General features: G+C 73.4%; 11 protein-coding genes. 7 read left to right on the plus strand and 4 right to left on the minus strand.

The genetic code is table 11. The annotated features are described in order from the left end of the window. Positions 1-62 precede the first annotated feature (62 nt). Together AB8Z75_RS23800 and AB8Z75_RS23805 are read right to left on the minus strand one after the other, a co-directional pair. Positions 63-1169, minus strand: a complete 1107-nt coding sequence (locus tag AB8Z75_RS23800; RefSeq protein ID WP_369205238.1) for a nicotinate-nucleotide--dimethylbenzimidazole phosphoribosyltransferase — start codon at positions 1167-1169, stop codon at positions 63-65. A gap of 99 nt (positions 1170-1268) precedes the next feature. Next, positions 1269-2483 carry a bifunctional adenosylcobinamide kinase/adenosylcobinamide-phosphate guanylyltransferase gene (locus AB8Z75_RS23805; protein WP_369205240.1) on the minus strand — a complete coding sequence of 405 codons (1215 nt, stop codon included), beginning with the start codon at positions 2481-2483 and terminating at the stop codon, positions 1269-1271. 84 nt (positions 2484-2567) lie between these two features. On the opposite strand from AB8Z75_RS23805, the gene AB8Z75_RS23810 reads away from it, so the two are divergent. Both AB8Z75_RS23810 and AB8Z75_RS23815 read left to right on the plus strand, forming a co-directional pair. Beyond that, positions 2568-2810, plus strand: a complete 243-nt coding sequence (locus AB8Z75_RS23810) for a hypothetical protein (protein ID WP_369205242.1) — start codon at positions 2568-2570, stop codon at positions 2808-2810. A 127-nt stretch (positions 2811-2937) separates the two neighbouring features. Continuing rightward, a complete protein-coding gene (locus AB8Z75_RS23815) occupies positions 2938-3375 on the plus strand; it encodes a hypothetical protein (RefSeq protein WP_369205244.1) in 438 nt (145 codons plus the stop codon). A 76-nt stretch (positions 3376-3451) separates the two neighbouring features. On the opposite strand, the gene AB8Z75_RS23820 is transcribed toward AB8Z75_RS23815, so the two are convergent. Further along, positions 3452-4180: a class I SAM-dependent methyltransferase gene (locus AB8Z75_RS23820; protein ID WP_369205258.1), complete on the minus strand. Its 729-nt coding sequence runs from the start codon at positions 4178-4180 to the stop codon at positions 3452-3454. Continuing rightward, positions 4177-4773, minus strand: coding sequence for a DUF3043 domain-containing protein (locus AB8Z75_RS23825; RefSeq protein ID WP_369205246.1), 597 nt, complete (start codon positions 4771-4773; stop codon positions 4177-4179). Before AB8Z75_RS23825 ends, AB8Z75_RS23820 begins: the two co-directional genes overlap by 4 nt. A gap of 242 nt (positions 4774-5015) precedes the next feature. Here AB8Z75_RS23825 and AB8Z75_RS23830 point away from each other — a divergent pair, with 242 nt between their 5' ends. From AB8Z75_RS23830 to AB8Z75_RS23850, 5 genes are all read left to right on the plus strand, one after another. Beyond that, positions 5016-5822, plus strand: a complete 807-nt coding sequence (locus AB8Z75_RS23830; RefSeq protein ID WP_369205248.1) for a PspA/IM30 family protein — start codon at positions 5016-5018, stop codon at positions 5820-5822. A 45-nt stretch (positions 5823-5867) separates the two neighbouring features. Then, complete coding sequence (locus tag AB8Z75_RS23835; RefSeq protein ID WP_369205250.1) at positions 5868-6146, plus strand: hypothetical protein; 279 nt, start codon at positions 5868-5870, stop codon at positions 6144-6146. 47 nt (positions 6147-6193) lie between these two features. Further along, positions 6194-7519 (plus strand): sensor histidine kinase, encoded by a 1326-nt coding sequence (locus AB8Z75_RS23840; protein WP_369205252.1) that lies wholly within the window; start codon positions 6194-6196, stop codon positions 7517-7519. Beyond that, positions 7516-8217: a response regulator gene (locus tag AB8Z75_RS23845; protein ID WP_369205254.1), complete on the plus strand. Its 702-nt coding sequence runs from the start codon at positions 7516-7518 to the stop codon at positions 8215-8217. The genes AB8Z75_RS23840 and AB8Z75_RS23845 overlap by 4 nt, the downstream gene beginning before the upstream one ends. A 220-nt stretch (positions 8218-8437) precedes the next feature. Next, complete coding sequence (locus AB8Z75_RS23850) at positions 8438-11575, plus strand: efflux RND transporter permease subunit (RefSeq protein WP_369205256.1); 3138 nt, start codon at positions 8438-8440, stop codon at positions 11573-11575. The last annotated feature ends 81 nt before the right edge of the window (positions 11576-11656 follow it).

Consider the following 11656-nt stretch of genomic DNA (forward strand, 5'->3'; position numbering starts at 1 on the left):
CGTGAGCCCGCCCCGCCCTCGTGCGGGCGCAGCCCGCGGGGGGTGGCGCGGTCCCGCCGGGCTCAGGTGGCGTCGAGTGCGCCCCGGTCGGCGGGGGAGGGCGACGAGGCGGGGTCGGTGGCGTCGGCCGGCAGCTCCGCGGCCAGGGCGGCGGCGGCCCGTACCAGGGGCAGGGCCAGCAGTGCCCCGGTGCCGCCGCCGACGGCGACGCCCTGTTCCAGGAGCGGGTCGGCGGCGAGCCGGTCGAGCGCCTTGGCGTGGGCCGGCTCGCCGCCCAACTGCCCGGCGAGCCACCAGTCGGGCGCGCGGAAGGCCACCCGCTGGCCGACCAGCGCGCAGGCCGCGGAGACGACACCGTCGAGGAGGACGGGGGTGTGCCGCACGGCGGACTGGAGGAGGAAGCCGGTCATCGCGGTCAGGTCGGCGCCGCCGACGGCGGCCAGCAGCTGGAGCTGGTCGCCCAGCACGGGGCGGGCTCTGCGCAGCCCGTCCCGGATGGCGGCGCACTTGCGCATCCACGTCAGGTCGTCGATGTGGCCGCCGCCGCGCCCCGTCACCACGGAGGCGTCGGTGCCGCACAGGGCGGCGACCAGGGTGCCGGCGGCGGTGGTGCCGCCGACGCTGAGGTCGCCGAGGACGACCAGGTCGCACCCCGCGTCGGCCTCCTCGTCGGCGACGGCCATTCCGGCGCGGAAGGCCTCCTCGGCCTCCTCGGGCGTCAGGGTGTCCTCGGTGTCGAGGCGCCCCGAGGAGCGGCGGACCCGGTGCCGGGTGACCTCGGCGGGCAGCTCGGCCAGGTCGCAGTCCAGCGCCATGTCGACGACGCGCACGGGCACCTCGAAGCGGCGTGCCAGTACGGCGGCGGGGGAGGCGCCGTCGAGCGTCGCGCGGACGAGTTCGTGCGCGGTGCCGGCCTCGCGGGTGGAGACGCCGAGTTCGGCGACGCCGTGGTCGCCGGCGAACACGACGAGCCGGGGGTTGGCGACGGGGCGTACCGGGACCTGGGCCTGGGCGGAGCTGAGCCACTCGCCCAGGTCGTCGAGGCGCCCGAGCGCCTGCGGGGGCAGCCCGGTGAGCGCCCGCCGCTCCTCGGCCTGCCGCCGCAGGGCGCCGTGCGGCCGTTCGATGAGGTCGGAGAAGTCGTCAAGGTCCAGGCTGCGCTCGCTCATGATCTGGGAGCGTACGTGAGTCCCTCGCACGCTTCATCCCTCGCGGCGAGCTGGGCTCCGGGCGGCTTCGGCACTGTCCCCCCGGGGCCGCAGGTGGGCTCACCGCAGGGGCACGGGCACGCCCGCGACGGTCAGCAGGACGTGCTCGCACTCGTCGGCGAACCGGGCGTTGAGGCGGCCGAGTTCGTCGCGGAAGCGGCGTCCGGCGGGGGTGGCGGGCACCACGCCGGACCCGACCTCGTTGCTGACCGCGACGAGCCGCCGGGGCGTGGAGCGCACCGCCGCCACCAGCGCCCCCACCCGCTCGGCCAGCGCGGCGGCGCCGCCGCGCGCCCACAGGGTGTCGTCCCAGGCCTCGATCTCGTCCATCGTGCGGGTCAGCCACAGCGACAGGCAGTCGATGAGCAGCGGCGGCCCCGGGTCCGCGAGCAGGGGCACCAGGTCGCAGGTCTCCTCGGTGCGCCACGAGGCGGGGCGCCGCTCGCGGTGCTCGGCCACCCGCGCGCCCCATTCGGGGTCGTCGTCGCGGCTGCCGCCGGTGGCCACGTAGACCACGCCGGGGAAGGCGGCAAGGCGCCGCTCGGCCTCGACGGACTTGCCCGAGCGGGCTCCGCCCAGCACGAGGGTGCGGCGGGGGACCGAAGGCAGGTCGAGGGCGCTGTCGTACGCGCCGACGGTGAGCGTCGTACCGTCGGGCACGGTGTGGGCGCCCGCTGCCGCCAGCCGCCGGTGCAGCTCGTCTCCGGGCGGCACGTCGTGCCCGAGGTGGACGGCCAGTACGTCCGTGGCGGGGCCGACGGCTCCGGCGTCCCGCAGCGCGGCCAGCGCGTCCGGGCGGCCCAGGACGTCCAGCAGCACCAGGTCGCAGGGTGCGCCGTACGCGTGCGGGGCGCCCGTCCCGGCGGGTGCCGCGCCCGGCGGCAGGTACAGCAGCCTGCGGGCGTCGGGCCCGGTCACCAGGTAGCCGGTGCCGGGCGCGTCCAGCGCGAGGGCCCGCACCCGGTGTCCGCTGATCAGCGCCAGTTCCTGCCGGTCCGGCACCCGGACGGGCGCCGGCAGACCGGCGGGCACCTCCAGCGCGGGACCGTCGTGCGGGTGCGAGAGCAGCACCTGGCGTACGCCGCTGAGCGACGCTCCGGCGCGGGCGGCGGCGAAGGCGGGCCCGGGGGTGAGGTCGAGCAGCAGCGTGCCGTCCACCAGCAGCGCGGTCGCGGCGCGCGCCCGGTCGCCCCTCGCGGCGGCGCAGCGCGCGCAGGGGCAGTCGGGTGCGGGGAGTCCTGCGGGTGAGCCGGTGCCGAGCAGAGTGAGTTCCACCCTCCGATCGTCTCCTGACCTGCCGCCGGACGCGCACAGGGGACTACGCTTCCGGGAGCAACTGCCGATCTGACGGAGGCATCGATGGCGTGGACGTGGCGGTTCGAGAAGGCCGACGGTTCGCAGACGGAACCGGCGGTCCAGCCCGAGGAGTTCCCCACCCAGTCGGACGCCGAGTCGTGGATCGGTGAGGTCTGGCGGGAACTGCTGGAGGGTGGCACCGATCAGGTGACCCTTCAGGAGGACGGCTCCACGGTCTACGGCCCGATGAGCCTGCACGACGCGTCCGGTGCGGAGGGGGAGGACGGGGGCGCCGCCGAGGAGTGAGGCCGCGGGGCGGCGCCACCCGTGCGCCGCCCCCTGCCGGAGGTCGCGGCGCCGTGCGCCCGCCAACTTCCGTGCGCCCGCGGCGCGTTGCGCCGGTGCCCGCGCCGAGCCGCTACCCTCGGTGCGCATGAACGTACGTGGCGCTGTTTACGTGGTCCTGCGGGGCCCGGCCGACAAACGCGAGAAGGCCCTGACGACGCTGAAGAAGGCGGGGATCTTCGCCGAGCGGTCCGTGCGCGGGCCCGAGCTGATCGAGGCCTTCTTCTACGGCGGCGACGAGCGCCCCAGCCCCCGCTTCATGGACGCCTGTGCGTCCCATGTCGGCAAGGCGCTCATCGGCACGGACTTCGCGGTGGAGGAGACCGGCACCATCAGCAGCGCGGCGGCTTCCCGCCGGCTCGCCTACAACCGGCGGACGGGGGAGTGGCTGGGGGCCTTCATCGACACGGCGGCTCCCGAGGAGGCGCGGGCCCAGACGCTGGCGCACCTGGCACGCGAGCAGGGAATCGACATCGCCGACATAGAGCTCCGCGAGCCGCCGGAGAGCCAGCTCCCCGCGGTCTGAGCCGGCGGCGCCCCAGCCCCTTGCCGGAACGGGGCGCCCCCTGCCGCCGGTGTCAGCCGCGTACTCCGAACCAGTGTCAGCCGCGTACCCCGAACAGGTGCAGCGACGGGGCGACGCCCCGGTAGGGGTCCGTCCGGCAGGCGAGCTCCTCCACGTCGGCAGCCGCCTCGTCGGCCGCGTCGGCGGCCTGCTCCTGCCCGGCCCCCGTCCCGGCGCCGGGGGAGCCGTCCGCCGCGAAGACCCCCACGCCGTACCAGCACTCCATCGGCACCCCGATCCGCGCCAGGAACGAGGTGAGGGCCTCCAGCCGCAGGAAGCGGTCGCTCTCGCCGGGCTGAGCCACCAGCGCCGCCCGCGCCGCCCGCCAGTCCCCGGCGAGCCCTGGACGCATCGCGCGGGCCGCCGCGTTCGGGATCACCAGCGACAGCAGCCCCCCGGTGTCCAGCACCCGTGCGAGCCCGGCCAGCGTGCTGTCCGGGTCCTTCGCCCGGTCGAGCACGCCGTGGCAGAGCACCACGTCGAACGTGCCGGGCAGGAAGTGCGCCCCGGTGTCCTGGCCGCTGCCCGCCAGCGCGCGGAACCGCGCCCGTATGCCCTCGGGCTCCGTCTCCAGCGCGGAGCTGAACGTGGCCAGCCGTCCCGGATCGGATTCGAGCCCGGTCACCTGGTGTCCGCCGCGGGCCAGCCGCAGCGCCTGCGCACCGTCGCCGAGAGCGACGTCCAGCACCCGCAGCCGGCGCCCCACCTCGAAGTGCGTCGCGATCCGCTCCTCGAGCTGCCGGGCGACCAGCTCGTGCCGGATCAGGGCTTCTCGCCGCGTTTGACCTGCGGCTTGGGCAGGCGCATGCGGCGCATCTGGAGGGTCCGCATCAGCGCGTAGGCGACGGCGCCCCTGCGGTTCTCCTGCGGGTGACGCTCGGCGATCTTCTTCTTCAGCCGGACGGCGATGCCGACCGAGTCGAGGACGATCAGGATGATCACCACGAGCCACAGCAGCAGCGAGATGCTCCGCAGCTGCGGCGAGGGCAGCATGCTCAGCACCAGGATGAGCACGGCCAGGGGCAGGAAGAACTCGGCCACGCAGTAGCGCGAGTCGACGAAGTCGCGCGCCAGCCGCCGCACCGGGCCCTTGTCCCGGGCGGGCAGATAGCGCTCGTCACCCCCCGCCAGCGCCTCACGCTGCTTGACCGCGTCGGCCCTGCGGGCCTCCCGCTGCCGCTTGGCGGCGTCCTTGCGGGTCATCGGGCCGCTGGACATGGGTCGGCGCGGCCCCCGCGCCTCGTTGCGCTTGGGGGTCGGCCGGCCCTTGGGGGCCTGCGGGTCGCGGGGCTGTCTGGGCTCGGCCCGGTCCTCGGAGGACTTCAGGGCCTGCCCTTCTTTCGAACGGCTACGGAACACACCTCAAGAGTACGGTGTGAGTGTGAGTGTCCCCCAGCCCCTGGGGGAAGGCCGGTGGAGGACCGGTCCCCGCCGCTGAGAGGCGCCTACTCCCTGCGCCGGAGAGAACACGGGACTGATCGTCCTCCAGGAGGAGCGCATCGGTACCCGAACGGTGCGGTAATGGAAGAGGGCCCCGTACTCTGGGGACCAGTAGATCTGCCGAGGGTTTGAGTCCGTTACGAAGGGGGCGCGCGAGGCCCATGAGCGGTGTCATGAAGCGTATGGGGATGATCTTCCGCGCGAAGGCCAACAAGGCCCTGGACCGGGCTGAGGACCCGCGCGAGACGCTCGACTACTCGTACCAGAAGCAGCTGGAGCTGTTGCAGAAGGTGCGCAGGGGCGTCGCCGACGTCGCCACCTCCCGCAAGCGTCTCGAGTTGCAGATGACCCAGTTGCAGGGGCAGTCCTCGAAGCTGGAGGAGCAGGGCAAGAAGGCCCTCGCTCTCGGCCGTGAGGACCTGGCCAGGGAGGCGCTGTCCCGCAAGTCGGCCCTCCAGCAGCAGGTCACCGACCTGGAGGGGCAGCACCAGACCCTCCAGGGCGAGGAGGAGAAGCTGACGCTGGCGGCCCAGCGTCTCCAGGCGAAGGTGGACGCGTTCCGCACCAAGAAGGAGACGATCAAGGCCACCTACACCGCAGCGCAGGCCCAGACCCGCATCGGCGAGGCCTTCTCCGGCATCTCCGAGGAGATGGGCGACGTCGGCATGGCCATCCAGCGTGCCGAGGACAAGACGGCCCAGCTCCAGGCCCGCTCCGGTGCCATCGACGAGCTGCTGGCCTCCGGCGCTCTGGACGACCAGTCCGGGATGGCCAAGGACGACATCACCGCCGAGCTCGACCGCCTCTCCGGCGGCAGCGACGTGGAGCTGGAGCTCCAGCGGATGAAGGCCGAGCTGGCGGGCGGCAGCAGCGAAGGCGGCCGGCAGGCCCTCGAAGGCGGCCAGGGCGAGGGGGGCCAGGCGAGCAGCGCCCAGCAGCAGGACACGCCCCGGTTCAACAAGGACTGAGCCGGGCGTGAGCGGCATCCCCCGCAGCCCGAGGAGGAGAGCGACATGATCGTGCGGATCATGGGCGAAGGCCAGGTGCAGCTGGACGACAGGCACTTCGTCGAGCTGAACAAGCTGGACGACGAGCTCCTGGAGGAGATGGAGAACGGCGACGAGGCGGGCTTCCGCCGCACTCTCGGCGCGCTGCTGGACGCGGTACGCAGACTGGGCAGCCCGCTGCCCGACGACGCGCTGGAGCCCTCCGAGCTGATCCTGCCCGCGCCGGACGCCACTCTCGACGAGGTGCGGGAGATGCTGGGCGACAACGGACTCATCCCCGGCTGACCACCGCCCCCCCGCACAAGAACAGACCAGGAGAGCCGGGCCTGACGGTGCCTGCCGTGACACTGCGCGAGATCCGCGAGCGCCTGCGGGCGCACCCCTACGCGGTCGACGCCCTCATCGCCGCGGGGGCCCTGGTCTGCATCCTCCTCGGCGCCGCCACCGAGCCGCACGGTCCCGACGGGCAGCCCCGCTTCGCCGAGCGTGACGTCACGGCGCCGACCGCGCTGCTCGCCGTGCTCTCCTGCGGGACACTGGCGCTGCGCCGCCGCGCGCCGATGCCGGTGCTGCTGCTGACCAGCCTGGTCTCCGCCGTCGCCCTGATCGCCGGCAGCCCGGGTTCCGCCTCCAGCTCCGACCGCCAGGCCTCGCTGGTGGTGGCCCCGGTCATCGCGCTCTACACCGTCAGCAACACCACCGACCGGCGCACCAGCTGGCAGGTCGGCGCGGTCACGGTCGGCGTGCTCACCGCCGTGGCCATGATCTTCGGCGCCCGGCCCTGGTACGCGCAGGAGAACCTCGGCGTCCTCGCCTGGACGGCGCTGGCCGCCGCCGTCGGCGAGGCGGTCCGCAACCGGCGCGCCTTCGTCGACGCGATCCGGGAGCGCGCCGAGCGGGCCGAGCGCACCCGCGAGGAGGAGGCGCGGCGGCGCGTGGCGGAGGAGCGCATGCGCATCGCCCGGGAGCTGCACGACGTGGTCGCCCACCACATCGCGCTGGTCAACGTGCAGGCGGGGGTGGCCTCGCACGTCATGGACAAGCGCCCCGACCAGGCCAAGCAGGCCCTCGCCCACGTCAGGGACGCCAGCCGGCACGCGCTGGCCGAGCTCCAGACCACCGTCGGGCTGCTGCGCCAGTCGGGGGAGAGCACCGCCCCCACCGAGCCCGCGCCGGGGCTGGAGGTGCTGGAGGAGTTGGTGGACGGCTTCCGGCACGCGGGGCTGTCGGTCTCGGTGGCCGCCCCCGCGCTCGCCCCGGGCGCTGCCCCGCTGTCCTCCGCGGTGGACCTGACGGCCTACCGGGTCGTGCAGGAGGCCCTCACCAACGTGCAGAAGCACGCGGGCACCGGCGCCTTCGCCCAGGTGCGCATCCGGCGTGACGCGGAGGCGCTGGACATCAGCGTCGTCGACGACGGCGCGGGCGGCGGCGAGAGCGCGGGCGGCGTGGCGGATCGGGAGCCGGACGAGTCCGACGCCGCAGCGCCCACCGGCGGCGGGGAGCCCGGCAGCGGCGGGCACGGCCTGGTCGGCATGCGGGAGCGGGCGGCGGCGCTGCACGGCGCGTGCGAGACGGGGCCGCTGCCCGGTGGCGGCTTCCGCGTCAACGTACGGTTGCCGCTTGAGACGACGGCGCCACGCAAGGAGACCCCCGCATGATCCGTGTCGTACTCGCCGACGACCAGGCGCTGTTGCGCAGCGCGTTCCGGGTGCTGGTCGACTCCGAGGCCGACATGGAGGTCGTGGGCGAGGCGGCCGACGGCGACGAGGCCGTGGCGCTGGTGCGCGAACGGGGCGCCGACGTGGTGCTGATGGACATCCGGATGCCCGGCACCGACGGCCTGGCCGCCACGCGCGCCCTCAGCGCCGACCCGGACCTGGCCGGCGTCCATGTCGTCATCCTCACCACGTTCGAGGTGGACGAGTACGTCGTCGGCGCGCTGCGCGCGGGCGCCTGCGGGTTCCTGGGCAAGGGCGCGGAGCCGGGCGAACTGCTCTCCGCGATACGGACGGCGGCGCAGGGCGAGGCGCTGCTGTCACCCGCGGCGACCAAGGGGCTGATAGCCAGGTTCCTCGCCCAGGGCGACGGCGGGGCCGCCGGCGACCTGCCAGGCCCCCGCGCCGAGTCGTCCCGGCTCGCGGCGCTCACCGCACGCGAACGCGAGGTGCTGACCCGGGTGGCGGCCGGCCTGTCCAACGACGAGATCGCCGCCCGGCTCGACGTCAGCCCGCTCACCATCAAGACCCACGTCAACCGCACGATGGCCAAGCTGGGGGCCCGCGACCGGGCCCAGTTGGTGGTGGCCGCCTACGAGAGCGGGCTGGTGCGGCCCTACGGCGGGGAGCCGGAGGCGTGACGGCGCCGCTCGGCGGCGGACCCGGAGGGGAGGGCGTATCCCCTCGGTGGAGAGCGGGGATGGTGACGTACTACGGCCGGAGTACGCGGCCTTCGGCAGAAGGGGACCTGCGGGGGACAAACCGGCGCCGATCCTGGGCGAAGGTATAGGCGGCACCGGTGTCTGCCCGCACGAAGGCGGCACCCGCTCCATCCTTTCCCGAGAGAGAGACCCGGCAACCATGTCCTGGCTGTCCCGCCTCAGCCTCGTCCAGCGTGGGCTGATAGGCCTGATGGCGCTCGTCGCCGTCGCCTTCGGCGCCATCGCCGTCCCGCAGCTCAAACAGCAGCTGCTGCCCTCCATCGATCTGCCCATGGTCTCGGTCATCGCGCCGTACCAGGGCGCTTCCCCCGACGTGGTCGAGAAGCAGGTCGTCGAGCCCCTGGAGGAGAACATCCAGGGCGTCGACGGCGTCACCGGCGTCAACTCCACCGCCAGCGAGGGCTCCGCCGTCGTCATGGCCCAGTTCGACTACGGCGACGGCTCCGAGCAGACCATCGCCGACGTCCAGCAGGCCGTCAACCGGGCCCGCGCCAAGCTGCCCGACGGGGTGGACCCGCAGGTCGTCTCCGGCGGAACCGACGACATCCCCACGGTCGTGCTCGCCGCCTCCGCGAAGGACAAGGACCAGCAGGCCCTCGCCGACGCGCTGGACACCTCGGTGGTGCCCGTGCTGAAAGACATCGACGGCGTCAGCCAGGTCACCGTCGACGGCGTGCAGGACCTCCAGGTCGCCGTCACCCCCGACACCAGGAAGCTGGCCGCGGCCAAGCTGACCCCGGCCGATCTGTCCAAGGCGCTGGAGGCGGGCGGCGCCTCGCTGCCCGCCGGGTCCTTCGACGAGGAAGGCAAGAGCAAGACCGTCCAGGTCGGTGACGGCTTCACCTCCCTGAAGGAGATCGAGGAGCTGGCCATCCCCGGCAAGGGCGGCGCCGGGAAACCCGTCACCGTCGGCGACGTCGCCACCGTCGAGGAGAGCCCCGAGAAGGCCACCTCGCTGACCCGCACCAACGGCGAGCGCAGCCTCTCCGTCGCCGTCACCATGGACAACGACGGCAGCGCCGTGGACATCTCCGACGCCGTCAAGGACAAGCTGCCGCAGCTGAGGGCCGACCTCGGCAAGGGCGCCGCGCTGACCGTCGTCGCCGACCAGGGCCCCCAGGTCTCCGACTCGATCAGCTCGCTGACCACCGAGGGCCTGCTCGGTCTGATCTTCGCCGTCGTGGTCATCCTGGTCTTCCTGCTGTCGCTGCGCTCCACCCTGGTCACCGCGGTCTCCATCCCGCTGTCCGTCGTGCTGACGCTGATCGTGCTGTGGACCCAGGACCTGTCGCTCAACATGCTGACGCTCGGCGCCCTGACCATCGCCATCGGCCGGGTGGTGGACGACTCCATCGTCGTCCTGGAGAACATCAAGCGGCACATGGCCTACGGCAAGGACCGCACCACCGCCATCCTCGACGCCGTCAAGGAGGTCTCAGGGGCGATCACCTCCTCCACGCTGACGACCGTCGCCGTCTTCTTGCCGATGGCGTTCGTCGGCGGCATGGTCGGCGCCCTCTTCGGCGGCTTCTCCCTCACCATCACCGTCGCGCTGCTCGCCTCGCTGCTGGTGTCGCTGACGGTGGTGCCGGTGCTCTCCTACTGGTTCCTGCGCGCGCCCAAGTCCCTGCGCGGGCTCGACCCCGCCGAACAGCGCCGCAAGTCCGAGGAGAAGGAGGCAGGCAGCCCGCTGCAGAAGCTGTACGTGCCCATCCTCCGCTTCGCCACCCGCCGGCGCCTCACCAGCCTGCTGATCGCCGTCGTCGTGCTCGTCGCCACCTTCGGCATGGCGCCGCTGCTCAAGACCAACTTCTTCGACCAGGGCGAGACCCAGCAGCTCGCCATCAAGCAGGAGCTCCCGCCGGGCAGCAGCCTCGGCGCCGCCGACGCGCAGGCCAAGAAGGTCGAGAAGATGCTCTCCGGCGTCGACGGCATCGAGGACTACCAGGTCACCGTCGGCTCCGCCGGCCTCATGGCGGCCTTCGGCGGCGGCACCGACGCCAACCAGGCCTCCTACCAGATCAAACTGGAGGAGTCCGCCGACAGCTCCGCGGTCGAGGACGCCGTCAACGACGGACTCGACAAGCTCGGCTCCGGCATCGGCGACACCACCGTCAGCGCCGGCGACGGCTTCGGCGGCCAGGACCTCAGCGTCGTCGTCAAGGCCGGCGACCAGGACGTGCTCAAGAAGGCGTCCGAGCAGGTCCGGGCCAAGGTCGCGAAGCTCGACGACGTCACCGACGTCCAGTCCGACCTGTCCCAGTCGGTGCCCCGTATCTCCGTCAAGGCCAAGCCCGAGGCGGCCAGGTACGGTCTCTCCGACGCCGCACTCGGCCAGGCCGTCGTGCAGGCCGTCAGCGGCACCAAGTCCGGCACCGCGGTGCTCGACGACACCGAGCGCGACGTCGTCGTCCGCTCCCCGCAGCCCGCCAAGACCGTCGCCGAGCTGAAGAAGCTGCCGCTCGGCAAGACCACGCTCGGGGAGGTCGCCGACGTCGCGACCGTCGACGGGCCCGTCCAGATGACCCGCATCGACGGCGCCCGCGCCGCGACGATCACGGCCAAGCCGACGGGGGAGAACACCGGCGCGGTCAGCACCGCGTTGCAGACCGAGATCGACTCCCTCGACCTGCCCGAGGGCGCCACCGCCGAGATCGGCGGGCTCTCCCAGGACCAGGACGAGGCCTTCGCCTCGCTCGGCCTCGCCATGCTGGCGGCCATCGCGGTCGTCTTCATGCTGCTGGTGGCGACCTTCAGGTCGCTGATCCAGCCGCTGATCCTGCTGGTCTCCATCCCGTTCGCCGCCACCGGAGCGCTCGGCCTCCTGGTGGTGACCGGCACCCCCCTGGGCGTGCCCGCCATGATCGGCATGCTGATGCTGATCGGCATCGTGGTCACCAACGCCATCGTGCTGATCGACCTGATCAACCAGTACCGGCGGCAGGGGTACGGCGTCATCGACGCCGTCATCGAGGGCGGCCGGCACCGGCTGCGGCCCATCCTCATGACGGCGCTGGCCACCATCTGCGCGCTGACGCCGATGGCGCTCGCCGTGACCGGCGACGGCGGGTTCATCTCGCAGCCGCTGGCGGTCGTCGTGATCGGCGGGCTGATCACCTCGACGCTGCTCACGCTGCTGTTGGTGCCCACGCTGTACGCCATGGTCGAGCTCCGCAAGGAGCGGCGGGCCGCGAAGCGGGGTGGTGGCTTGCCGGTGGAAGAGGGCTCCCTCGATGTGCGGGAGCCCGAAATGGCGGAGAGTTCCGCCTCCTCCTGAGCGACCGGGGCCCGGCCGACCCGTGGGGGGCCACGCCGGGCCCCGGTCCCCCTCCTGGGGCTGCGCCCCTGCCCCCCCATG

This window comes from Streptomyces sp. PU-14G, assembly GCF_041028275.1.
In the GTDB taxonomy this organism is placed as follows: domain Bacteria; phylum Actinomycetota; class Actinomycetes; order Streptomycetales; family Streptomycetaceae; genus Streptomyces.